Source organism: Nocardioides massiliensis, assembly GCF_030811215.1.
Classification (GTDB): Bacteria; Actinomycetota; Actinomycetes; order Propionibacteriales; family Nocardioidaceae; genus Nocardioides_A; species Nocardioides_A massiliensis.
On record NZ_JAUSQM010000001.1, the window covers coordinates 2,169,041 to 2,191,364 of the forward strand.

Below are 22,324 nucleotides of genomic sequence, written 5' to 3' on the forward strand. Positions count from 1 at the left end.
TCCTCACTGGTCCGGGACGTTGCGCGATCCGCGCGCCTGGACCTTCGGGTTGGGGTCGGTGCACTGGGCGTCGGTGGAGAGTCGTCGGTCGCTGATGTCGTAGAGGTCGCGCTGTCGGTTGGGCTCGTAGATGCAGTTCTTCAGGAACCGCGGGACGAGCAGGACGCGCCCGCTGCCGTCGCGCGTGCTCCCGGCCATCGCGTCCGCCTGCAGGGGCGCCCAGTCGAGCCATTCGTGCAGACCCCGCAGGTGATCGGCCGACATCTCGGCGGGGGAGACGGCCGTGCGCAGGAGCCGGCGCAGGTCGGGGTCGAGCTCGCGCCACCACGCGTCGAGCCGGGGCAGCAGGTCCGTGCCGCGCACGAGCAGGCGGCGTATGTCGGGCTCCGCGGCGCGCAGCGTGGCGCTGACGGCCGCGAGGTCGCGGGTCAGCGTGCGCAGCTGGGGCCCCAGGTCGTCGAGGGCGCGCAGGGGTACGGCGCCACGGGTGACGATGCGGTCGAAGTCGGCCTCGAGCGCCACGAAGAGGTCGAGCGCGTCCTCCAAGCCGATGGCGAGGGCTCGCAGGTCGACGGCGTCACCACCGAACGCGGCCTGCACCTCGCGTCCGATCGTGGTGATGTCGGCGGTGTCGATCCCGTCCATGAGCGACTGCGCCCGCGCGAGGATCGTGTCGATCGACAGCGGCAGCGACGTCTGGTTGACCGCCACCACCGTGCCGTCCTCGACGTACGGACCGTCGACGGTGCGGGGCCGCACGTCGAGGTACTGCTCCCCGACGGCCGACAGGTTGCGCACCCAGAAGTCGCTCGCCAGCGGCACCCGCGCGTCCTCGTCGAGCGCCAGCTCGGCGACGACCGGGGCCTCGCCGCCCTCCCCGGGGGCGACGAGGCGGACCGAGGTGACCTCGCCGATGCGCTGCCCGCGGTAGGTGACGACCGACTTCGGATGCAGGCCGCTGGCGCCCTGCAGGTGCACCGTCACCCGCATGGGGTCGCGGAACAGCGACCCGCCGACGACGGAGTCGGTCACGTAGACCACCCCGCCGACCAGGATCAGCAGGAGCAGCACCTGGGCCAGCACGATGCGGCGCTGCCACCGGCGTGCGCCGGCGACGGCGCGGTCCGCAGCGGTCGTGATCATGGGCGGATCCCTCCGATCGCGCCGAGCAGTCCGCCGAGCACCCGGTCGAGGACCTGTGGCAACTCGTCGGGCGGTCCGTCGGGTCGGCGCGGCGCGCCGGGGAGGTCGACGGGGTCGTCGTCGGCCCGGAAGCGCGTCAGTGCCTCGGGGTCGAGCAGGAACGTCAGGTCGAAGTTCGCGAAGTCGCCGGGGCTCGCCCTGCCGGATCCCTCGGCGAAGGCGATCAGCCCCTCCATCACCCCGGTGAGGTCGGTGGTGGTCCGCTGCAGGCTCGCCAGCACCGTCCGCAGCGACGTGCTCGTGCCGACGAGGTCACCGCGCACCTGCTGCACCACCGGGGTCGCGGTCGCGTCGAATGCACGGAGCTCGCCGAGCAACGTCATCACCGACTCCCGCTGCCGGTTGAGCGTGGCGACCGCGGGCCCGAGCGTGTCCAGGGCCTCGGTGAGCACGGAGCGGTCGCGCGCCAGGGCGGCTGTCAGGCGGTCGGCGTCGCGGATCAGCTCGTCGACGGTGTCGAAACGCGCGTTGACGCTCGTCGCGGTGCTCTCCAGGCGTCGCAGCAGCCGGCGCGCGCCGCCGGTGCCGTCCGCGAGCGCGACGTTGAGCTCGTCGACGATGGTGGAGATGTCGCCGAAGCTGCCGCCGGTCACCAGCGTCGACAGCGCGCTGAGCAGGTCACTGACGTCCGGAGCGGTGGAGGTGGCGCTCAGCGGGATCAGCGCACCGTCGTCCAGCACGCCACCGGTGGTGTCCTGGCCGCGCGGCGTGGTGAGGTCGACGAACGCGACACCCATCGGGGAGGTGAGGCGGATCTCCGCGGTCACGCCCTCGGGGAGCGCGACGTCGTCGGCGATGGCCATCGCCACCCGGGCATGCCAGTCGGTGGCGGTGATCGCACTGACCTGTCCGACGGTCGCGCCGTCGAGCTTCACCGGCGCGTCCAGGGGGAGGTTCAGCGCCGACGCGAACTCCGCGGTGACCTCGTAGGTCGGGCCGGAGACCAGCCGCGGCATCGGCACGTCCTGCAGCTCGAGGCCACAACCTCCCAGGAGCAGGACTGCGCTGGCGGCGAGAGCGGTGAGACGCCCGGGGCGGGTCACGGGATCTCCCCCGGGAGCGCGCCGAACAGCCCGTCCAGCAGGGGGTCGAGCAGCCCGGTGCCGTCGGGCCGGAGCAGGGCCTGACACATCGGGAGCCCGTAGGCCTTGCAGAAGTGCGAGCGGAACATCGCCGAGAACGGGCCGACGGCGAAGGAGAACTGCACCCGCAACCGACCGAGGTCCCAGTCGTAGGCGCGGGCGTAGTTCTGCGCCAGCGTCGGCATCACGTCGAAGGCCTCCTCCAGGGACCCCTCGTGCTCGGCCACGGTCCGCGTCACCCGCAGCGCTCGGCGCAGGTCCTCGGAGACGACGTCGGAGTTGTCGCGCAGGAAGTCGCCGACCTCACCCGTGAGTCGGGTGAGTGCCCGGAGTGCCCGGGTCGCCTCGTGGCGCTGCTCGGCCAGGACGCCGCTCGCCTGGCCCGTGGCCCTGACGAATCGGCGGATGCGGCGGTCCCGGTCGGCGAGCAGGTCGACCACGGCGGCGAGGTCGGCGACCAGCCCGCGCAGGTCGTCCCCGTTGTCGGTGACGGTCGCGACCGCGTCCTCGCCGGCCACCAACGCCGTACGCAGCTTGTCACCGGTGCCCTCGAGGGTCTGCGCGGTAGCGGCCAGCAGGTCGCCGAGGTCCGCGCCGTCGCGCCCGGTCGTGGCGAGCGCCCGCACGAGACCGTCGATCGTCTCGCCGATCTCGTCGATCGTCGCGGGGGAGCGGGTGCGGTCCGCGGGCACGTGGTCGCCGGAGACCAGGGTCGCCCCGCCGGTGTAGGCCGGCCCGAGCTCCACGTAGCGATCGGTGACGAGCGCGGACTGCAAGATCTCGGCGCCCGCCTCGGCCGGGACCCGGGTGCCCGGCTCCAGTCGGAGGTGGACCCGCATCGAGGTGCCGCGTGGCTCGACCTCGACCACCTCGCCGACCGCGACACCGAGGTAGGTCACCTCGTTGCCGACGTACAACCCGGTGGTGTCCTCGAAGTCGGCGGTGACCTCGATCGCCGTACCCCCACGCAGGCCGAGCACGACGCCGGTCACGGCAAGGAGCACCACGACCAGCGCCGCGCCGACGAAGGTGACGCGCCGGCCCGTCATTCGCAGTCTCCCGACGGGAGCGCGCACAGGAGGTTGTCGGGCAGGATCGCGTACGGCGCGTTGACGCCGAGCCACGGCCCGTCGCCGGCGGCATTGGTGAAGACCCGCATCGTCGGGCCGGCCAGTCGCAGTGTCCTGCCCAGGTGCTTCTCCTGGCGGTTGAGGGTGCGCAGCACGGTGCGCAGGTGGCGCAGGGTCGGGCGCAGCTCGGGCGCGGTGGTGCGGGCGAGCTCGTCGAGCGCGACCACGAACCGCCGCGAGTCGCGCAGCATCGCGCGCAGCAGCTCGCGTCGCTCGTGGACCATCGTCATGAGCTGCGTGCCGTGGTCGAGCACCCCGTCGAGCTCCTCGGTCTGGTCGAGCACGAGCCGCGTCACCGCGCGTGCGGAGGAGAGGAGCCGTTCGAGCTCGGCGTCGCGGTCGGCCACCATCCGGGCGACCCCGGCCACGCCGTCCAGCGCCGCTCGGAGCTCGTCGGGTCCGCTGAGCAGGTCCTGGGTCAGCACGTCGACCGCGTCGTCGAGTGCCGCCGGGTCGAGGTCCTGCACCTGCGCGACGCCCTCGAGCCAGAACCGCTCCATCGTGTAGGTGTCCTGCGCGCGCGAGCGCGGGATCGTGTCGCCGGCCCGCAGGGGCGCCCCGCGGCCCGGGGTCAGCGACAGGTAGCGCTGACCGAGCAACGACAGCATCTTGACCTCCGTCGCGGTGTCGACGGTGAGCGCGGCGTCCTCGACCGCACCGGCGTCGAGTCGGAACGAGACCCGCACGGTGTCGCCCTCGGCGGCGACGTCGCTCACCCGGCCCACGGTCAGGCCCGCGACGCGCACGGCGTCACCCGCCTCGAGGCCGGCGGCGTGCACGAGCTCGGCGTGGTAGCCGTCGCCGGTCGGGATCAGCCGGGCAGCAGCGACCACCGCGACGAGCGCGACCAGCACGACGACGACGCGGCGGATCATCGGCACCGCTCCGCGAACCTGCTCGCGCCGAGGCCGAGGTCGACCTCGCCGGGCACCCCGGCGACCCGCATGGTCAGCGTGCAGACGTAGACGTTGAGGAAGCTGCCGTACGACAGCGTCTTGAGGTACGTCGTGAGCTGCTCGGGGACGGCGAGCATCGTCCGCGCCATCAACGGCGTACGCCGTGCGAGGTAGCCCGTGAACGGGGTTGCGGCCTCCAAGGTGGCGACCAGGTCGGGGGAGACCTCCTCGACGAGCCCGGCGGCGATGCTCGACATCCGCGCCACGCTCTGCATGCTCGAGACGATCTCCCCGCGGTCGTCGGCGAGCTCGGTCGTCAGGTCGTCCAGCCCGGAGACGAGCGCGGAGATCTCGGTGCGGTGGTCGTCGGTCGTCTCCAGGACGAGCGTGAGGTTGTCGACGACCCGGTCGAGCACGTCCTCGCGCTCCAGCACGTTGCCGGTGAGCTCCACCGTCTGCTCGAGGAGTCCGCGCAACGTCCCGCCCTGGCCCTGCAGCACGCCGACGAGGTTGCTCGCCAGCAGGTTGACGTCCTCGGGCTGGAGCAGGTCGAAGATCGGGCGGAACGCGTTGAACATCGTCGTGAGGTCGAGCGCCGGCCGGGTGCGGTCCAGCGGGATGCGTGCCCCGTCCTCGAGCGGTGCTGCACCCTCGCCCGCACCGGTGTCGCCGTCCGGCTCGGCCAGCGCGACGTAGCGCTGGCCCATGAGGTTGAGGTAGTCCAGGCTCGCGGTCGTGGCCTCGGTGAGGGGCTGATCGGACTCGACGTCGAAGGTGACCTCGGCGCGACCCTCCACCAGGCGCGCCTCGATGATGCGCCCGACCTTGACGCCGGCAACGCGGACGTCGTCACCGGGGCGCACCCCGGTGGCGTCGGCGAAGACCGCGGTCACCCGGATCGTGTCGTCCCCGACCGCACGTCCGAGCGTGCCGGCGACGAGCGAGGTGAGCAGCACCGCTCCCACGGCGAAGGCGACGACGCCCGCGAGGGCCCCGGGGTGGCGCCGGACGATCGTGCGGACGCTCATCGCCCACCCCCGGCACGGCAGTTCTTGCCCGGGAGGTCGCGGTAGCGAGGGCAGTCGTCGGCGTCGTAGGGGTCGAGCAGCTGCGGCCCCAGGACGCCCTCCATCTGGATGCGCCCGTTGCTGACCGCCTTCGCGCCGTTGTCGAGCAGCGCGGGGACCTTCGAGAGCAGCAGCTCGAACGACGGGTGCCGCTGCGCGAACACGGCGAACGTCGCCGCGCTCGCGCGCAGGAACCGCACGAGCCGCTGGCTCTCGGCAGCCAGCGTGTCGCCCACGGCCGCGACGAGACGGCGCCCGTTGGTGAGGCTGGTGGCGAGCGCCTCCTCCTGCGCCGCCAGCGTGCGCGCCACCCGGATCGAGTCCCGCACCGCGTCGACGAGCACCGGCTCGAGGTCCGCGAGCAGGCGGCTGTCGGCCGCCAGGAGCTCGAGATCCGCGTAGAGCGCCGGCTCGCGCTGCTGCCAGCGGGTGAGCACGGCGTCGGCCTGCGCCACGAAGTCACCGAGGTCGGTGCCGCGCCCGTCGAGGGCACGCGCCAGCTGGGCCAGGGCGCCCTGCAGCTGCGCGGGATCCACGGCCGCGAGCAGGCGCTGGGTGTCGCTGAACGTGTCCATGAGCCGCACGGTGCGCGCCGAGTCGTCGACCGCGATGACGGTGCCGTCCTCCCACCCACCGGTGCGGGTGACCGGATGCTGCGGCGGCACGAGGTCGACGTACTCGTTGCCGAAGAGCGTGGCGGGCAGGACCCGCGCGCGGACGTCGGTCGGGAGCGCATCGAGGTGCTCCCGCATGAGGACCACCTCGGCCTCCGGTGTCGTGCCGGGACGCACCCGCAGGACCCGCCCCACGCGCAGACCGCGGTACTTCACGTCGGAGCCGACGCCGAGGGAGTCGCCGGTGGTGAGCAGCTGGGCGCGCGCGTGCACGTCGCTCGTCAGGACACCGACGTACGAGAGTCCCAACAGGCCACCCAGCACGCCGAGCACCGCGAGACCACACGCGCCGATCAGCAGCAGGCGCAGTCGCAGTCGCGCGGGGGAGGCCGCGGAACGGGTGAAGAGCAAGGAGGTCACGGCAGCGCTACCCCGAGATCTGCACGTGCTGGTCGGGACCCCACAGCGCCAGCGTCATGAGGATGTCGAGGACGGTGATCGCGATGATGCTGGTGCGGATGGCCCGGCCGGTGGCGCGTCCGACGCCCTCCGGGCCGCCGCTGGCGGTGAAGCCGTGGAAGCAGTGGACGATCGTCACCACGATGGTCAGCACGACCACCTTGATCCCGGCGTACACGACGTCGATGGGCGCCACGAACGTGCGGAAGTAGTGGTCGTAGGTGCCGGCCGACTGGCCGAAGAAGTGCGTGACCATGAAGTCGGTCGCCAGATAGGTGCCGACGAGGCCGATGAGGAACAGCGGCAGCACGATGATCATCGAGGCGACGATGCGGGTGCTCACGAGGTAGGGCACGGGCCGGATCGCCATCGACTCCAGCGCGTCCACCTCCTCGCTGATCCGTTGCGCGCCCAGGCGCGAGGTGAACCCGCAGCCGATGCGGGCGGCGAACCCCAGGGCCGCGACGATCGGGGCGAGCTCGCGGGTGTTGGCGTAGCCGGAGATGAACCCGGTCAGCGGCGCGAGACCGATGACGTCGAGGCCGTTGTAGCCCTCCAGGCCGACCTCGGTGCCGGTGAGCGTCGAGAGCAGCAGCACCACACCGACGACCCCACCGCCGACGACGAAGATCCCGGAGCCGAGGGTCACCTCCGCCAGCACGCGGCCGATCTCGCCGCGGTAGTGGCGCAGCGCGACGGGGATCCCGGCGAGTGCGCGCCAGGCGAAGACCATCAGCTCACCGGTGGAGACGAGCGGTGCGCTCATGCGGGTCGCGGCCCGGCTGTCGAGGACGCTCATCCCAACGGACCCCCGACGAGGCTGGTGTGCACCTGCGAGATGACGAAGTTGGCCGCGAAGAGGAGCACGAAGTTGATGACCACGGCGCTGGTGACTGCATCACCCACGCCGGTGGGGCCGCGAGAGGCGGTCATCCCCTTGTGGGACGCGACGACGGCGCAGAGGACCGCGAAGACGGCCGCCTTGGTCAGGGACAGGTAGAGGTCCGAGGGCTGGGCGAGGGTGGTGACCGAGGCCAGGTAGCTGCCCGGTGGCAGGTCCTGGACGACGACGCTGACCAGCAGCGTGGTCATGATCGTGAAGAACATGACCACCCCGTTGAGCAGGACGGCGACGAACACGATGGCCAGCACGCGCGGGACGACCAGTCGCTCGATGACGGGGATGCCCATCACCTCCAGGGCGTCGAGCTCCTCACGGATCCGCCGCGCGCCGAGGTCGGCGCAGATCGCCGAGCCGGCGACGCCGGCCAGCATGAGCGCGGTGATGATCGGTGCGGCCTGCCGCACCACCGCGAGGGTGTTGCCGGCGCCGGTGAAGGCGACTGCGCCGACCTCCTGCGCCAGCACGCCGACCTGCAGGGCGAGGATGATGCCGAACGGCACCGAGACCGCGAGTGCCGGCAGCGTGCAGACGCGGATCGCGTACCACGTCTGCAGCAGCACCTCCTCCAGCGGGAACCGACGGTGCACGACGCTGCGGACCAGCCCGCTGACCACCTGCTCGCCCAGCCGGAGCACCGCGAGCACCTGCGCGACCAGCGCGGTGCCGGGCCGGCCGGAGGCCCGTGCCGAGATCGTGGACACCGGTCCTCCTCTCGGGCAGACGGCATCCTCCTCGTCGCAGGAGGGAGGACGACGATGACAGCAGACGATGACAGCAGAACTGTTACAGCAAGAGGTACTGTGCTGCGTCGGTGTGATCCACGTCAACCCCCGGATTTCCCGCTCAACACGGCAGTTGCGGCACTCTGGTCACAGTTCTACTGTGACAGTCATGACCGCAGACCAGCGCGCGCCGGAGGTCGACGACCCCACCGGTGACGACGCCTTGATGACCGTCGACGAGCTGGCTGCGTCCGTCGGGCTGACCGTCCGCACGACCCGCTACTACGCGAGCCGCGGGCTGCTCCCGCCACCCACCCGGCGGGGGCGGTTCGCGATGTACGACGCCCAGCACCGCGCGCGCCTGGAGATGGTCCGGGCACTGCAGGGGCACGGGTTCACGCTGCAGGCGATCGAGGGGTACCTCGCGTCGCTGCCGGCCGACGCCGGGGTCGAGGACCTCGCCCTGCAACGGGCGATGCTGACCTCGTGGACCCCGCGCGAGCGCGAGTCGCTCACCCGGCGCCAGCTCGAGAAGCGGGCCGAGCGCCGGCTCTCCGACGACGACCTCGACACGCTCGAGGCCTTCGGTCACCTCACCCGGGAGGGGGAGAGGTTCGTCGTCCACACCGGCTTCGACGTCGGCGTACGCGTCCTGGGCCTGCCGATCCCCACCGCCGGCATGGTGCGCGCCGGCGAGGTCATCACCCGCCACATGGAGGCACTCGCGCTGGAGCTGACCGAGGTGCTCCGCGAGGAGGTCGTCGAGCCGTTCCGCAGCGCACCCCGCACCCCGGAGCAGGCCGAGCGCTTCGAGCAGACCCTCGTCGAGACCCGTCGGCTGACCCTGGAGTCGGTCGTCGCCGGCTTCCAGCGTGCAGCCAACAACATCATCACGCGGTCACTGACGCGGCGCTGACGGTGGGGTTGGCCGCAACACCATCGGCACGACCACGTCGAGGGCGTACGCGCGGCAGCGTGCGTCGGTGTCGAGCGTCGGGGGCCCGTCGGGGGTCAGCACGAGTGACTGCGTCAGCCGCGCCAGGGTCACCGCGAGCGCCGGGACGTCGTCGTCGTCCTCCGGCGGGGCCTGGCCCGACCACAGCCGGAGCGCCCGCACCCGCTCCTCCACCAGCCCGGCCGACAGCGCCAACACCGGCCCGGCCCGCTCGGTGAGCCCGACCAGCGTCTCGTCGCGGTCGACCTCACGCAGCCGCTGCAGGAGAGCGTTCTCGCGGACGGCCCGCAGGGTGGTCGTGAAGAACCCGACGACGTACGCCGCGGGGTCGAAGTCCGGCGCGGTCCCCGGCGCCGGCACGTCGCCGATGGCCCGCTCGATGTCGGCCAGGACGCGGCCGGTCTCGTGCAGCATCGCGGCTCGGGTGATCTGCTCCATCGTGCCGAGGCGGCGGTAGAGCGTCGCCCGGTTGACCCCCGCCCGCCGCGCGATGTCGTCGGCGGTGCTGCGCCGGACGCCGGTCTGGGCGAACTGCGCGAGCGCGGCGTCGAGGAGCGCAGCGTCCTTCGCGGCGGGGTCGATGGACTCGTGGGGGTGGGCGGGCACGAGCCGATTCTGGACGAGCTCTTGCAACGATGCAACACGATCTGTTGTCATGTTGCACATGAGCGCCCTCCGCACCTCGCCCGCTCCCGCGCCCCCCACCGACCGGTTCGCCGGACCAGCCCCGGTCCCCGGCGCGCGCGTGCGGCTGGAGGACTTCATCGCCGAACAGGCCCTGATGCTGGGTGCCGGCTCGACGGTGATGTATCAGCTCGCGATGAAGGGCGTCGGTCTCGGCGTCGCCGAGCACAGCACCACGCTCCAGCGCCCGGTCGACCGGCTGCGCACGACGCTGAGCTACGTCTACGTGATGACCCTCGGGACGCTCGAGGAGCGGCAGGCGATCGCCCGCATGGTCAACAAGGCGCACGGCCCGGTGCGCTCGACCGGGCGCTACTCCGCCTTCGACCCCGACCTGCAGCTGTGGGTCGCCGCGACGCTGGCCCGCAACGGCGAGGTCATCCACGAGCGGGTGTTCGGCCCGCTCGACGAGGCGTCGCGCGAGCAGGTCTACCGCGACGCGCAGATCTTCGGCAACGCCCTGCAGGTGCGCCCCGACATGTGGCCCGCCACGCGCGCGGAGTTCGAGGACTACTGGGAGGCCAGCCTCGCGCGCCTCGAGCCCGACCCGGCCGTGCAGTGCTTCGCCAAGCAGCTGCTCTCGACCCATGGCCAGGGACCGCTGATTCGCCTGGTCCTGCCGCTGCAGAGTCTGATGACCCGCGGCAACCTCGACCCCCACACGCGCACAGTGCTCGCGTTGCCGTGGTCCCGGCGCGACCAGCGGCTCTATGACCTGTTCTGGCGGTTCTTCGTCCCGGCCTACCGACTCCTCCCGCGGCGCCTGCGCCACCTGCACGCCCACCTCGTCCTGCGCGACATGCGTCGACGGATGCGGCGCGGCAAGCGCGTGATCTGAGCCAGTAGGGTGCGGCTCATGGCTGCCGTGACCACCGAACGCACCTTCGTCCTGCTCAAGCCCGACACCGTTCGTCGGGGACTCGTCGGCGAGGTGCTGTCCCGCTACGAGGCGAAGGGGCTGCGGGTCGTCGCGCTCCAGCAGCGCACCATCGACGCCGCGCTGGCCGACCAGCACTATGTCGAGCACGTCGAGCGCGACTTCTACCCGCCGCTGCGCGACTTCGTGACCTCCGGCCCGCTGGTGGCGGTCGTCCTCGAGGGCGACCAGGCGATCGAGGTCGTCCGCGCGCTCAACGGCGCCACCGACGGCCGGGTCGCCGCGCCCGGCACGATCCGCGGCGACTTCTCGCTGTCCAACCGCGAGAACCTCGTCCACGGCTCCGACTCGCCCGAGTCCGCCGCCCGCGAGATCGCCCTCTGGTTCCCCGAGCTCGCCCGGTAGTCCCGGGGTCCTACGGCGTGCCTCCCGGAACCACGCCGCAGCGCTCCTTAGTCTCGGTCCGGGCAGGTCGCGCGTCCTGCCTCCTTCCCCCGGCACGAGCGGACCTGCGAGGCATCCGGCATGGCGAACAGCATCATCGGCCGCGACATGGCGGTCGACCTCGGCACCGCCAACACCCTTGTCTATGTGCGTGGCAAGGGGGTGCTGCTCGACGAGCCGTCAGTCGTCGCGATGAGCTCCACGACCGGTGAGGTCCTCGCGGTCGGTCACGAGGCGAAGCGGATGATCGGGCGCACGCCCGACTCGATCTCCGCGATCCGCCCCCTCAAGGACGGTGTCATCGCCGACTTCGACGCCTGTGAGCAGATGCTGCGCTGGTTCATCCAGCAGGTCCACCGGCGTCGCTACTTCGCCAAGCCCCGGCTGGTGATCTGCGTCCCCAGCGGCATCACCGCCGTCGAGCAGCGGGCCGTGAAGGAGGCCGGCTACCAGGCCGGCGCGCGCCGGGTCTACATCATCGAGGAGCCGATGGCCGCCGCCATCGGCGCCAACCTGCCGGTGCACGAGGCGACCGGCAACATGGTCGTCGACATCGGTGGCGGCACGACCGAGGTCGCCGTGATCTCGCTGGGCGGTGTGGTCACCAGCCTCTCGATCCGCACCGCCGGTGACGACCTCGACCAGGCGATCGTGGGGTGGATGAAGAAGGAGTACTCCCTCATGCTGGGGGAGCGCACCGCCGAGGAGGTCAAGACCACGCTGGGCTCGGCCTTCCCGCTGCCCCACGAGCCGATGGCCGAGGTCCGCGGCCGCGACATGGTCAGCGGCCTGCCGCGCACGGTCGAGGTCTCCACCGCCGAGATCCGCCAGGCGCTCGAGGAGCCGGTGCACGCGATCGTCGACGCGGTGCGCGCGACCCTCGACCAGACCCCGCCGGAGCTCGCCGGCGACATCATGGACCGCGGGCTCGTGCTCACCGGCGGCGGCGCGCTCCTGCGCGGCCTCGACGAGCGCATCCGCCACGAGACCGGCATGCCGGTCCACCTCGCCGAGGATCCGCTGACGTCCGTCGCGCTGGGCGCCGGCAAGTGCGTCGAGGAGTTCGAGGCGCTCCAGCAGGTGCTGGTCGCGGACCGGCGACGGTAGGCCCGCCCATGCGTCCCCGCCCTCGCCGTACGCCGTCCCCGGCCCAGGACGGCAGTCCCCGTCGCGCGACGCCGCCGTCGCGCCGGCTCCTGGCCGTGCTCGTCCTCGCGTGCGTCACGGTCATGGTCCTCGACGTGAGCACCAAGGGGTCGCCGATCGACCCGGCGCGCTCCGCGGTCGCCGCGGTGCTGGGGCCCGTCGAGTCCGGGGCCAGCACGCTGGTCCGGCCGTTCACCGACCTCCCCGACACCTTCCGCACCCACCGCGCGCTGCGCACGGAGGTGCGCGACCTCGAGCAGACCAACGCCGAGCTGCAGCGCGAGCTCGCCCGCACCGCGCTGGACCGCAACCGCGCCGCCGAGCTCGACGGGCTGCTCCAGACCGCCGAGGACACCGGCTACTCCGTCGTGCCGGCGCGGGTCGTCGGCATGGGACCCGCCCAGACATTCACCCGCACCGTCACGATCGACGCCGGCACCGACGCGGGGATCCGCGCCGACCAGACCGTGCTCAACGCCTCCGGTCTCGTCGGACGGGTGTTGCGTGTGGACCGCCGCACCGCCACCGTCCTGCTCATCGCCGACGCGAACTCCGTCGTCGGCGGCCGGCTCGCCACGAGCATGGAGCTCGGCTTCGTCCGCGGGCGCGGGGAGGTCGGCGGCTCCGGGCTGCTCGACCTCGACCTGGCCGACGGCTCGGTCGTCCCCGCGCGCGGTGACGTGGTCGTCACCTGGGGCTCGCGCACCGGTGCGCCGTACGTCGCCGGCATCCCGCTCGGCACCGTGCAGTCCGTCCAGAGCAACCCGCGCGACCTGACCCGCAGCGCGGTCATCGAGCCGCTGGTCGACTTCACCTCTCTCGACCTCGTCGGCGTCGTCGTGCCGGCCGGGACCACGTCGAACCGCACGCTCCTCGGCGCCGAGGAGGAGGCCCGATGACGCTGGTGCGCAGCGCGGCCTTCACGGCGCTGGTGGTCGTCGCCCTGGTCCTGCAGACCAGCGTCTTCTCCCACCTGGCGTTCGCGGGAGTGGTGCCCAACCTGGTCCTGCTGCTGGTCGTCGCCATGGCCATCGCCCGTGGCCCCGAGGCGGCGGCGGTGCTCGGCCTGCTCGCCGGGCTCGCGCTCGACCTCGCCCCACCGGCCGACCACGTCGCCGGACGCTGGGCGCTGGCCCTGGTCGTGGTCGGCTACCTCGCCGGCCGCGTGCGCAGCGACGCCGGCTCCTCCGCCTTCGCCGCCGTGGTCACCGTGGCAGCGTGCTCGTTCGTCGGCACCTCGGTCTTCGCGCTCAGCGGCATGATCCTCGGTGACGGCGGCGTGAGCGTCGGAGCGGTGCTGCAGGTCGTCCCGATCTCGCTGGTCTACGACGTCCTGGTCACGCCGCTGGTCCTCCCGCTCGCGCTCACGGTGCTGCGACGCCTCGAGCAGACCCGGGTGGCGTGGTGAGCACACCGCTGCGCACCCCGGCCGCCGACCCCGCGCGGCGCAGCCGGCTCCGGCTGATCGTCGTGCAGGCCCTGGTGCTGAGCCTGTTCCTCACGCTCTTCGGCCGGTTGTGGTATCTCCAGGTCTTCACCGGCGAGTCCTACCAGGCCGCCGCTGCCGAGCAGTCCGTGCGCGAGCTCGTCGTCCAGCCGCCGCGCGGCCTGATCGTCGACGCGCAGGGTCGACCCCTCGTCGCCAACCGCACGTCCTGGGTCGTGTCCGTCGACCGCACCCTGCTCGGCAAGCTCGAGCTCGAGGAGCGCGAGACGCTGCTGCGCCGGGTCGCGCGCACCGTGGGGTCGTCGTACGACGACGTCCTCGCCCGCACCCGGCTCTGTGGCGAGGAGGGCGCGGTCGTCGGCGTGTGCTGGAACGGCTCTCCCTTCCAGCCCGTCCCGATCGCCGAGGACATCGAGCAGACGGTCGCCGTCCGCATCCTCGAGCAGCCCGAGGACTACCCGGCGGTGCTCGCCGAGAAGCAGCACGTGCGGGCCTACCCCGAGCCGTTCGGCATCAACGCCGCACACCTGCTCGGCTACCTCAGCCCGATCACCGCCGAGGAGCTCGAGGAGGCCGAGACCGAGGGCGACACCTCGGTGCACGGTGCCTCCGACGTCGGCCGTGCCGGGCTCGAGCGGGAGTACGACCGGGTGCTGCGCGGACAACCCGGCTACAAGCGCGTCGCAGTCGACTCGCGCGGTCGCGTGCTGGGAGACAGCGGCGAGGTCGAGGGCATCGCCGGTGACACCCTCGTGACCTCCATCGACGCGCGGGTGCAGGCGGTCGTCGAGCAGCAGCTGGCGCGCACCATCCGCGAGGCCCGCCAGACCCGTGACTCCGTCACCGGCCGCAACTACGTCGCCGACTCCGGCGCCGCCGTCGTGCTCGACGCGCGCAACGGCCGGGTCGTCGCGATGGCGAGCGAGCCGACCTACGACCCGGGCGTCTGGGTGGGTGGCATCAGCGCCAAGCAGCTGGAGCGGCTCTACTCCGAGAAGGCCGGGACCCCGCTGCTGTCGCGCGCGACCCAGGGGCAGTTCGCACCGGGCTCCACCTGGAAGCCGTTCATCACCGCGGCGGCACTGGGCGCGGGCTATCGCCAGGACACCCGGCTCAACTGCTCGTCGGCGTTCCGGGTCGGCAACCGCGACTTCAAGAACTACGAGTCCGGCGCCTACGGCTCCATCGGCTTCGACCGTGCGCTCGAGGTCTCGTGCAACACCTTCTTCTACCGGATCGGCTACGACTACTGGCAGAAGTTCGGCAGCGACATCGCCGATGTCGATGCCAAGGACCCGCTGGTCGCGGGCGCCAAGGACTTCGGCTTCGGCGAGCGCACCGGCATCGACCTCCCCGGCGAGGCGAGCGGCCGGATCGCCGACCGGTCCTGGAAGCGGGAGTACTACGAGGCCAACAAGCAGTACTACTGCCGGATCGCCAAGAAGAACCCCACCGGCAACGACTTCCTGCCGAAGTTCGCCCGCGAGTTCTGCGCCGAGGGCTTCGCCTACCGCGCCGGTGACGCGGTGAACTTCTCGATCGGGCAGGGCGACACGCTCGTCACGCCGCTGCAGCTCGCCCGTGCGTACGCCGCGCTGGCCAACGGCGGCACCCTCTACGAGCCGCGCGTCGCCAAGGCGGTCGTCGATGCCGACGGCAACGTCGTACGCCGGATCAAGGCGAAGAAGGCCGGTGGCGTGAAGACCGCCAAGCGCGACCTCGCCTACATCGACCGGGCGCTCGGTGGGGTCACCCGCACCGGCACGATGTCGTGGCGGATGCAGGGCTTCCCGCTCGAACGCGTCCAGGTGCGGGCGAAGACCGGATCGGCCGAGGTCCACGGCAAGCAGAGCACCTCGTGGCTGGCGACCTACGACGACACCTACGTCGTCGTGATGATGGTGAGCCAGGGTGGCACCGGCTCCGGCACGTCGGGTCCGGCCGTGCGCACCATCTGGGAGACGTTGTACGGCGTCCGCGGTGAGGACGTCGTGCCGGCGCGCGCGGCGATGCCGGGCGCGACGCCGCCCAAGGGACTGCCGACGTTCGCCGCCGACGGCGAGATCCTGCCGCCGGCGCGGGAGGAGGACTGATGCTGCAAGCACCCGCAGGCGCCGGTCCCCGGCCCGGCGTCGACCGGCTCCTGGTGATCGCGGTCGCCGCACTGCTCGTGATCGGCACCCTCGCCGTGTGGTCGGCGACCTCGGGACGCGACGACCTCACCGGCGGCGACCCGACACTCTATCTCAAGAAGCAGCTGATGAACATCGCCATCGGCACGGTCCTCGGGGTGCTGGTGCTGGCCACCGACTACCGGTGGGTGCGCCTGCTCGCGCCGCTGGTCTACGTCGCCTCCGTCGTGGGGCTTGCGCTGGTGCTCGCCATCGGCACGACCATCAACGGCTCGCGTTCGTGGCTCTTCGTCGCGGGCATGTCGCTGCAACCGGCCGAGTTCGCCAAGCTCGCGGTGATCGTCGCGATGGCGTTGTTCGTCGCGGAGCGCAGTGAGAACGCCTGGCGTCGCCGGGTGGGGCCCATCGACGTGATCGGGATGCTCGCGATCGCGGCGCTGCCGGCCGCGCTGATCCTGCTCCAGCCCGACCTCGGCACCATGCTGGTGCTGGCCGCCACCGTCGCCGGCGTCCTCACGATCGCCGGGGCGTCGCGCCGCTGGCTGTTCGGCCTGGCCGGGGCAGCGGTGCTGGCCGCCGTCGTCGCCGTCCAGGTCGGCTTCCTCGCCGACTACCAGGTCAACCGGTTCCTGGCCTTCACCGACCCGACGCTCGACCCGCGCGGCGCCGGCTACAACACCACCCAGGCCCGCATCGCGATCGGCAACGGGGGAGTGTTCGGCCAGGGGCTCTTCCAGGGGTCGCAGACCCGCTCCGGCTTCGTGCCCGAGCAGCACACCGACTTCATCTTCACCGTCATCGGCGAGGAGCTCGGCCTGGTCGGCGCCGGCGTGGTCATCGCGCTGCTGGCGGTGCTGATCTGGCGGGCGCTGGTCATCGCCGTCCACGCCCACGATCTCTTCGGCCGCGTCACCGCCGCCGGCATCGCCTGCTGGTTCGGCTTCCAGTCGTTCCAGAACATCGGCATGTGCCTGGGCATCATGCCCGTCACCGGCGTCCCCCTGCCGCTGGTCTCCTCGGGCGGCTCGTCGATGTTCGCCGGCCTCATGGCCGTCGGGCTGTTGCTCAACATCGCCCACCGATCGGGCCAGGCACGCGTGTTCGGCTCCGAGGCGACCCGGTGGACGGCCACCCCCAGCGGGCGCGGAGTCCTGGTGCGGAGCTGAGGTCGGGCCCGACGCCGTACCCTGGTGGGGTCCTGCCGGCGCCTGCCGGCTGCCCGTCGTCTCTCTGTCTGTCGAGGTGTGTCGTCTTGCTCGGTCCCGTCGCCCCGGGAACCTCGGTCTTCCCCCGGCTGGAGCCGCTGCTCGCGTCGGTCCAGAAGCCCATCCAGTACGTCGGGGGCGAGCTCAACGCCACCCTCAAGGACTGGGACTGTGGCGAGGCCGCTGAGCCGGCCGGTCCGACCGTGCGCTGGGCGTTGATGTATCCCGACGCCTACGAGGTCGGCCTGCCCAACCAGGGCGTGCAGATCCTCTACGAGGTGCTCAACGAGGTCGACTGGATCCTCGCCGAGCGCACGTACGCCGTGTGGTCCGACATGGAGGCGGTGCTGCGTCAGCACGCCATCCCGCAGTTCACGGTCGACAACCACCGCCCCGTGGGCGACTTCGACCTGTTGGGCGTCTCGTTCTCGACCGAGCTCGGCTACACCAACCTGCTGACCGCGCTCGACCTCGCGGGCGTGCCGCTGCACGCGGTCGACCGCACCGACGACCACCCGATCGTGCTCGCCGGCGGGCACGCGGCGTTCAACCCCGAGCCGGTCGCGGACTTCATCGACGCCGCCGTGCTGGGCGACGGCGAGGAGGTCGTGCTCAAGATCTCCGAGGTCGTGCGCGAGTGGAAGGCCGAGGGTCTGCCCGGCGGCCGCGACGGGGTGCTGCTGCGACTGGCCGCCTCCGGCGCGGTCTACGTCCCGAAGTTCTACGACGTCAGCTACCGCCCCGACGGAACGATCGAGCGGGTCGCGCCCAACCGGCCAGGCGTCCCGTGGCGGGTGGTGAAGCACACGCTGATGGACCTCGACGCGTGGCCCTACCCCAAGAACCCCCTGGTGCCGCTGGCCGAGACGGTCCACGAGCGCTTCAGCGTGGAGATCTTCCGCGGCTGCACCCGCGGCTGCCGCTTCTGCCAGGCCGGGATGATCACCCGCCCCGTGCGCGAGCGGTCGATCACCACCATCGGCGACATGGTCGAGAACGGCATCAAGAAGACCGGCTTCGAGGAGGTCGGGCTGCTCTCGCTCTCCAGCGCCGACCACACCGAGATCGGCGAGGTCGCGACGGGCCTGGCGGACCGCTACGAGGGGTCCCACGTCTCGCTCTCGCTGCCCTCGACGCGGGTCGACGCCTTCAACATCACGCTCGCCAACGAGTTCTCCCGCAACGGGCGCCGCTCCGGTCTGACGTTCGCCCCCGAGGGCGGCTCCGAGCGGATGCGGAAGGTGATCAACAAGATGGTCACCGAGGAGGACCTGATCCGCACCGTCGCGACGGCGTACTCCCACGGCTGGCGCCAGGTGAAGCTCTACTTCATGTGCGGCCTGCCCACGGAGACCGACGAGGACGTCCTCGAGATCGCCGACCTCGCCAAGAAGGTCATCGCCAAGGGCCGCGAGGTCTCCGGCCACAACGACATCCGCTGCACCGTCTCCATCGGTGGGTTCGTGCCCAAGCCGCACACGCCGTTCCAGTGGGCCGCCCAGCTCGACTGGGAGAGCACCGACCGGCGCCTGCAGCAGCTGCGCGACAACGTCCGCGCCGACAAGAAGTTCGGGCGCGCGATCGGCTTCCGCTACCACGACGGGCGCCCCGGCATCATCGAGGGACTGCTCTCCCGTGGCGACCGGCGCGTCGGCGCGGTCATCGAGGAGGTCTGGCGTCAGGGTGGCCGCTTCGACGGCTGGAGCGAGCACTTCTCCTACGACCGCTGGGTCGCCGCGTGCGAGACCGCGCTCGCCGGCACCGGGGTCGACCTCGACTGGTTCACCACCCGCGAGCGCGACTTCGACGAGGTGCTGCCCTGGGACCACCTCGACTCCGGGCTCGACCGCGACTGGCTGTGGGAGGACTGGCAGGACGCCATCGACCCCGACTCGACCGTCGAGGTCGAGGACTGCCGCTGGACGCCGTGCTACGACTGCGGCGTGTGCCCGGAGATGGGCACCGAGATCCAGATCGGGCCCACCGGCCAGAAGCTGCTCCCGCTCAGCGTGGTCTGAGCTCGAGCTCGTCCTCGATCGTGCCGGGCCGCGCCGCGACCAGTCCGGAGACGAGCAGGGGGACGAGCATCCCGAGCAGGACGATCAGCGGCCAGTCCCACGAGCCGGTCAGGTCGTGCAGCACGCCCATGCCGATCGGGCCGACGGCGGCGATCAGGTAGCCGGCCGACTGCGTGAACCCCGACAGGGCCGCGGTCGTGGCGGCCGTGCGGGCGCGCAGGCCGATGAGTGTGAGCACCATGGGGAAGATCGACAGCCCCGTGCCGAGGAGGACGGCCCACAGCCACGCGCCATCGGCGGGCGCGAGCAGCAGACCGAGGTACGCCGCGGCGACGCAGAACACCAGACCGACGAGCAGCGGCCGCGGGTCGACGAGGCGCGCGGTGAGCACGGGGATGACGATCGACAGCGGGATCCCCACGCCGGTGATCACTCCGAGCAGAATTCCTGCGGTGGTCGGGTCGAACCCGGCGTCGCGGTAGAGCTGCGCGAACCAGCCGAAGACGACGTAGGCCTGCAGCGACTGCGTGCCGAACAAGATGGCCATCGCCCACCCGAGCCGGGTCCCGGCGATCGCCCGCATGCGCACCACGGACGGCGCCGGCCCGGTGCGGCGAGCGGCGACCCGGTCGGCGCGCAGCATCAGCAACCAGGGCACGAGCGCGGCGCCTGCGGCGATGGCCCAGACGACCAGACCCGTGCGCCAGCCGTCCTCGACCGACCCGGCGAACGCCTCGGCGAGCGGGACCGTCAACGCGGACGCCGCGGTGAGCCCGAGCGCGAGCGAGGTGGTGTAGGCCGCGGTCATCATCCCGATGCGGCGCGGGAAGTGCAGCCGCACCAGCGACGGCAGGACGACGTTGCCGGTGGCCATGCCGGCCAGCGCGAGCAGCGACAGCAGGAGGAACGAGACCGGGTCGGAGACCAGCACACGCGCGCCCTGGCCGACGATGACGCACGCGAGCGCAAGCACGGCGATCCGGTGGGGGCCGATCCGGCCCGCCGCGGTCGGTGCCAGCGCGCCGAAGACGGCGAAGGCCAGGACGGGCAGTGTGGTGAGCACCCCGGCGATCGTGGGACCGACGCCGAGCGCGCTGGTCAGCTCGTCGAGGACCGGGCCGACGCTGGCCGCAGCCGGGCGCAGGTTGAAGGCCAAGCCGATGATCGCCACGGCGGCCAGCCCGGCTCCGACGAGCGGCGCGGAGGGACGGGCGGTCGTCGGGTCTGTCACCGCCCCATGATCCGTCCGCCGCTGCTTCCGATCCGCACCGGGGTGTCGGTCCGCTGCGGCAGCATGGGCACATGAGCCCCCGCGCGTCGACGCCCGCCCCCGTTCGCCACGTCGACGACGCCGAGCGCCGGGCGCGGCTCGCCCGGCGCCACGCCGTCGCACCGGGGCTCCGGGTCTCCTCGGCGGGGGAGGCCGCAGCCGTCACCGTGTGCCTGCACGCGACCGAGCCGCCCACGCCGTACCTCTCGGTCTTCGCCCGGGTCGAGGAGGTCGACCGTCCCGCCATCGCCCGCGCGCTCTACGACGAGCGCAGCATCGTCAAGCACCTCGCGATGCGCCGGACTCTGTTCGGCTTCCCGCCCGAGCTGCTGCCCGCAGCCATCGGGAGCGCTTCGGCGCGGGTGGCGGCGCAGCAGCGCGGGCAGCTGCCGCGCGACCTGGCCCGGTTCGGCCAGGTCGCGGACCCGGAGACGGTCGTCGCGGAGGTCGAGGCCGAGGTGCTGCGCGTCCTCGCCGAGCACGGCCCGGCGACCACCGCGGAGCTCGCCGAGGCGTCGCCGACGCTCGCCCAGCGCTTCGACGGCACCCCGCTGACCCCGCGGGTCCTCACCATCCTCAGTGCCGAGGGCCGGGTCTACCGCGGCACCCAGACGACCGGGTGGCGCAGCTCGCGGCCGCGCTGGACCCTGGCCGACCAGTGGCTGCCCGACCTGCCCCCGCCGCTCACCTCCGAGGAGGGGTACGCCGTCCTGGTCGCGGCGTGGCTGCGCGCGTTCGGTCCCGGCACCGAGACCGACCTGGTCTGGTGGCTGGGCGCCACGAAGTCCGCCGTCCGCGCCGCGCTGGGCGCCCTCGGCGCGGTCCCGGTGTCGCTCGACGGCACCACCGAGGCGGGCTGGCTGCTCCCCGACGACCTCGCGCCCGAGCCGACCGTCGAGCCGTGGGTCGCGCTGCTGCCGGTGCTCGACGCGACCACGATGGGGTGGAAGCAGCGCGACTTCTATCTCGGCCCGCACGCGCCGCTGCTCTTCGACAGCGCGGGCAACGCCGGCACGACCGCGTGGTACGACGGGCGCGTCGTCGGTGGCTGGCACCAGGATGCCGACGGCGCCGTCGTGGTGAGCGTGCTCGAGGACGTGCCGGCCGGTGCGCGGCAGGCGCTCGACGCCGAGGCGCGCCGCTTGACCGCCTGGCTCGACGGCGAGCGGGTCGGCACGGTCTATCCCTCCCCGCTCATGCGTGAGCGCACCGGCCTGAGCGCGACCACCCGCGGGGTGCTCGCCTAGGGTGCCGTCCGTGCGAGCCCAACCCGAGCAGCAAGCGCCCCCCGTCCAGCGGATCCGGCTGCGCTACGCCAAGCGCGGGCGGCTGCGGTTCACCAGCCACCGCGACTTCAGCCGGGCCTTCGAGCGTGCCGTGGTCCGGGCCGGCGTACCGATGGCCTACTCCTCGGGCTTCCACCCCCACCCGCGCATCTCCTACGCCGGCGCGGCGCCGACCGGCTCGGCGAGCGAGGCGGAGTACGTCGAGCTGGGCCTGGCGCGGCCGGTCGACCCCGAGGAGGTCCGCGCGGCCCTCGACGCTGCCCTCCCCGACGGTCTCGACGTCCTGGCGGCGGCCGAGAGCCCCGGCGGGTCGCTGGCCGACCTGCTCGAGGTGAGCCGGTGGCAGCTGGCGGTGACCGGTGCCGAGCTCGGCACCGTGCAGGACGCAGCCGCCGCCTTCCTGGCCACCGACGAGGTGACCGTGGAGCGGATGACGAAGAAGGGGATGCGCAGCTTCGACTGCCGCGCGGCGGTCATCGAGCTGAGCGTCGAGGACCCCGGGCCCGGGATCCCCGGAGCGATCGTCGACGTCCTGCTGCGCCACGGCACGCCCGCGGTGCGTCCCGACGACGTGCTCCGCGGCCTGCGCGAGGTGGGTGACCTCCCCGAGGACGTCCAGGCGCTGCAGCGCCGTATCGCCCAGGGGACCTATGACGAGACCACCGGTGCGGTGGTCGACCCGCTGGGCTCGACCGACGCGCCCTGAGCGTCGCGACGCCCGATCGCCGCGGCGCAGCGGCACTCGTGTGCGATACTCGCCGCAAGACGTCTGAGATTGACGCC

At 72.4% G+C, this 22,324-nt stretch carries 21 protein-coding genes; 11 read left to right on the forward strand and 10 right to left on the reverse strand.

Annotated features, from left to right (window positions below; translation table 11 throughout):
- Positions 1-3 precede the first annotated feature (3 nt).
- From J2S59_RS10750 to J2S59_RS10785, 8 genes are read right to left on the reverse strand one after another with little or no spacing between them, the layout of a single operon-like run.
- The gene (locus tag J2S59_RS10750) at positions 4-1,143 is read right to left on the reverse strand and encodes an MlaD family protein (protein ID WP_068120033.1); all 1,140 of its coding nucleotides are present in this window, start codon (positions 1,141-1,143) and stop codon (positions 4-6) included.
- Entirely contained in the window at positions 1,140-2,246 is a 1,107-nt protein-coding gene (locus tag J2S59_RS10755; RefSeq protein ID WP_068120031.1) for an MCE family protein, read from the reverse strand. The genes J2S59_RS10750 and J2S59_RS10755 overlap by 4 nt, the downstream gene beginning before the upstream one ends.
- Positions 2,243-3,334, reverse strand: coding sequence for an MCE family protein (locus J2S59_RS10760; RefSeq protein WP_068120029.1), 1,092 nt, complete (start codon positions 3,332-3,334; stop codon positions 2,243-2,245). Before J2S59_RS10760 ends, J2S59_RS10755 begins: the two co-directional genes overlap by 4 nt.
- Positions 3,331-4,290, reverse strand: a complete 960-nt coding sequence (locus tag J2S59_RS10765) for an MCE family protein (protein ID WP_306825103.1) — start codon at positions 4,288-4,290, stop codon at positions 3,331-3,333. Before J2S59_RS10765 ends, J2S59_RS10760 begins: the two co-directional genes overlap by 4 nt.
- Positions 4,287-5,339, reverse strand: a complete 1,053-nt coding sequence (locus J2S59_RS10770) for an MCE family protein (protein ID WP_068120022.1) — start codon at positions 5,337-5,339, stop codon at positions 4,287-4,289. Before J2S59_RS10770 ends, J2S59_RS10765 begins: the two co-directional genes overlap by 4 nt.
- Positions 5,336-6,412, reverse strand: coding sequence for an MCE family protein (locus tag J2S59_RS10775; protein ID WP_068120020.1), 1,077 nt, complete (start codon positions 6,410-6,412; stop codon positions 5,336-5,338). The genes J2S59_RS10770 and J2S59_RS10775 overlap by 4 nt, the downstream gene beginning before the upstream one ends.
- A 7-nt stretch (positions 6,413-6,419) precedes the next feature.
- Positions 6,420-7,250 carry an MlaE family ABC transporter permease gene (locus tag J2S59_RS10780; RefSeq protein WP_068120018.1) on the reverse strand — a complete coding sequence of 277 codons (831 nt, stop codon included), beginning with the start codon at positions 7,248-7,250 and terminating at the stop codon, positions 6,420-6,422.
- Positions 7,247-8,056: an MlaE family ABC transporter permease gene (locus J2S59_RS10785; protein WP_068120017.1), complete on the reverse strand. Its 810-nt coding sequence runs from the start codon at positions 8,054-8,056 to the stop codon at positions 7,247-7,249. The genes J2S59_RS10780 and J2S59_RS10785 overlap by 4 nt, the downstream gene beginning before the upstream one ends.
- 190 nt (positions 8,057-8,246) lie before the next feature.
- Between J2S59_RS10785 and J2S59_RS10790 the strand changes: the two genes are divergently transcribed.
- On the forward strand, positions 8,247-8,993 hold the full coding sequence (locus J2S59_RS10790) for a MerR family transcriptional regulator (RefSeq protein WP_306825104.1): 747 nt from the start codon (positions 8,247-8,249) through the stop codon (positions 8,991-8,993).
- Here J2S59_RS10790 and J2S59_RS10795 read toward each other — a convergent pair.
- The gene (locus J2S59_RS10795; RefSeq protein WP_306825105.1) at positions 8,976-9,638 is read right to left on the reverse strand and encodes a TetR/AcrR family transcriptional regulator; all 663 of its coding nucleotides are present in this window, start codon (positions 9,636-9,638) and stop codon (positions 8,976-8,978) included. The genes J2S59_RS10790 and J2S59_RS10795 overlap by 18 nt on opposite strands.
- A gap of 58 nt (positions 9,639-9,696) precedes the next feature.
- Between J2S59_RS10795 and J2S59_RS10800 the strand changes: the two genes are divergently transcribed.
- From J2S59_RS10800 to J2S59_RS10835, 8 genes are all read left to right on the forward strand, one after another.
- The gene (locus tag J2S59_RS10800) at positions 9,697-10,554 is read left to right on the forward strand and encodes an oxygenase MpaB family protein (RefSeq protein WP_068122281.1); all 858 of its coding nucleotides are present in this window, start codon (positions 9,697-9,699) and stop codon (positions 10,552-10,554) included.
- A gap of 18 nt (positions 10,555-10,572) precedes the next feature.
- A complete protein-coding gene (gene ndk / locus J2S59_RS10805) occupies positions 10,573-10,998 on the forward strand; it encodes a nucleoside-diphosphate kinase (RefSeq protein ID WP_306825106.1) in 426 nt (141 codons plus the stop codon).
- Positions 10,999-11,118: 120 nt separating this feature from the next.
- On the forward strand, positions 11,119-12,144 hold the full coding sequence (locus J2S59_RS10810) for a rod shape-determining protein (protein WP_068118883.1): 1,026 nt from the start codon (positions 11,119-11,121) through the stop codon (positions 12,142-12,144).
- Between the two features lie 8 nt (positions 12,145-12,152).
- Positions 12,153-13,082 carry a rod shape-determining protein MreC gene (gene mreC / locus J2S59_RS10815; protein WP_068118880.1) on the forward strand — a complete coding sequence of 310 codons (930 nt, stop codon included), beginning with the start codon at positions 12,153-12,155 and terminating at the stop codon, positions 13,080-13,082.
- The gene (mreD, locus tag J2S59_RS10820) at positions 13,079-13,591 is read left to right on the forward strand and encodes a rod shape-determining protein MreD (protein ID WP_068118878.1); all 513 of its coding nucleotides are present in this window, start codon (positions 13,079-13,081) and stop codon (positions 13,589-13,591) included. Before mreC ends, mreD begins: the two co-directional genes overlap by 4 nt.
- Positions 13,588-15,723: a penicillin-binding protein 2 gene (gene mrdA / locus J2S59_RS10825; RefSeq protein WP_246360183.1), complete on the forward strand. Its 2,136-nt coding sequence runs from the start codon at positions 13,588-13,590 to the stop codon at positions 15,721-15,723. The genes mreD and mrdA overlap by 4 nt, the downstream gene beginning before the upstream one ends.
- A complete protein-coding gene (gene rodA / locus J2S59_RS10830; RefSeq protein WP_306825107.1) occupies positions 15,723-16,928 on the forward strand; it encodes a rod shape-determining protein RodA in 1,206 nt (401 codons plus the stop codon). Before mrdA ends, rodA begins: the two co-directional genes overlap by 1 nt.
- Positions 16,929-17,014: 86 nt before the next feature.
- Entirely contained in the window at positions 17,015-18,985 is a 1,971-nt protein-coding gene (locus J2S59_RS10835; RefSeq protein ID WP_306825108.1) for a TIGR03960 family B12-binding radical SAM protein, read from the forward strand.
- Here the strand turns inward: J2S59_RS10835 and J2S59_RS10840 are convergent.
- Positions 18,972-20,216, reverse strand: a complete 1,245-nt coding sequence (locus J2S59_RS10840) for an MFS transporter (RefSeq protein WP_068124125.1) — start codon at positions 20,214-20,216, stop codon at positions 18,972-18,974. The two genes, J2S59_RS10835 and J2S59_RS10840, sit on opposite strands and share 14 nt — an antisense overlap.
- 71 nt (positions 20,217-20,287) lie before the next feature.
- On the opposite strand from J2S59_RS10840, the gene J2S59_RS10845 reads away from it, so the two are divergent.
- The gene (locus tag J2S59_RS10845; protein WP_068124127.1) at positions 20,288-21,502 is read left to right on the forward strand and encodes a winged helix DNA-binding domain-containing protein; all 1,215 of its coding nucleotides are present in this window, start codon (positions 20,288-20,290) and stop codon (positions 21,500-21,502) included.
- Positions 21,503-21,512: 10 nt separating this feature from the next.
- Positions 21,513-22,247, forward strand: a complete 735-nt coding sequence (locus tag J2S59_RS10850) for a TIGR03936 family radical SAM-associated protein (protein ID WP_068124129.1) — start codon at positions 21,513-21,515, stop codon at positions 22,245-22,247.
- Positions 22,248-22,324: the final 77 nt, after the last annotated feature.

Excerpts from the sequence above, each read along its gene's own strand:
- J2S59_RS10770 (WP_068120022.1), bottom strand. The coding sequence starts at position 5,339 with ATGAGCGTCCGCACGATCGTCCGGCGCCACCCCGGGGCCCTCGCGGGC.
- J2S59_RS10765 (WP_306825103.1), bottom strand. The coding sequence starts at position 4,290 with ATGATCCGCCGCGTCGTCGTCGTGCTGGTCGCGCTCGTCGCGGTGGTC.
- ndk (WP_306825106.1), top strand. The coding sequence starts at position 10,573 with ATGGCTGCCGTGACCACCGAACGCACCTTCGTCCTGCTCAAGCCCGAC.
- J2S59_RS10750 (WP_068120033.1), bottom strand. The coding sequence starts at position 1,143 with ATGATCACGACCGCTGCGGACCGCGCCGTCGCCGGCGCACGCCGGTGG.
- J2S59_RS10790 (WP_306825104.1), top strand. The coding sequence starts at position 8,247 with ATGACCGCAGACCAGCGCGCGCCGGAGGTCGACGACCCCACCGGTGAC.
- J2S59_RS10800 (WP_068122281.1), top strand. The coding sequence starts at position 9,697 with ATGAGCGCCCTCCGCACCTCGCCCGCTCCCGCGCCCCCCACCGACCGG.
- mreC (WP_068118880.1), top strand. The coding sequence starts at position 12,153 with ATGCGTCCCCGCCCTCGCCGTACGCCGTCCCCGGCCCAGGACGGCAGT.
- J2S59_RS10760 (WP_068120029.1), bottom strand. The coding sequence starts at position 3,334 with ATGACGGGCCGGCGCGTCACCTTCGTCGGCGCGGCGCTGGTCGTGGTG.
- J2S59_RS10810 (WP_068118883.1), top strand. The coding sequence starts at position 11,119 with ATGGCGAACAGCATCATCGGCCGCGACATGGCGGTCGACCTCGGCACC.
- J2S59_RS10780 (WP_068120018.1), bottom strand. The coding sequence starts at position 7,250 with ATGAGCGTCCTCGACAGCCGGGCCGCGACCCGCATGAGCGCACCGCTC.
- mreD (WP_068118878.1), top strand. The coding sequence starts at position 13,079 with ATGACGCTGGTGCGCAGCGCGGCCTTCACGGCGCTGGTGGTCGTCGCC.
- rodA (WP_306825107.1), top strand. The coding sequence starts at position 15,723 with ATGCTGCAAGCACCCGCAGGCGCCGGTCCCCGGCCCGGCGTCGACCGG.
- J2S59_RS10845 (WP_068124127.1), top strand. The coding sequence starts at position 20,288 with ATGAGCCCCCGCGCGTCGACGCCCGCCCCCGTTCGCCACGTCGACGAC.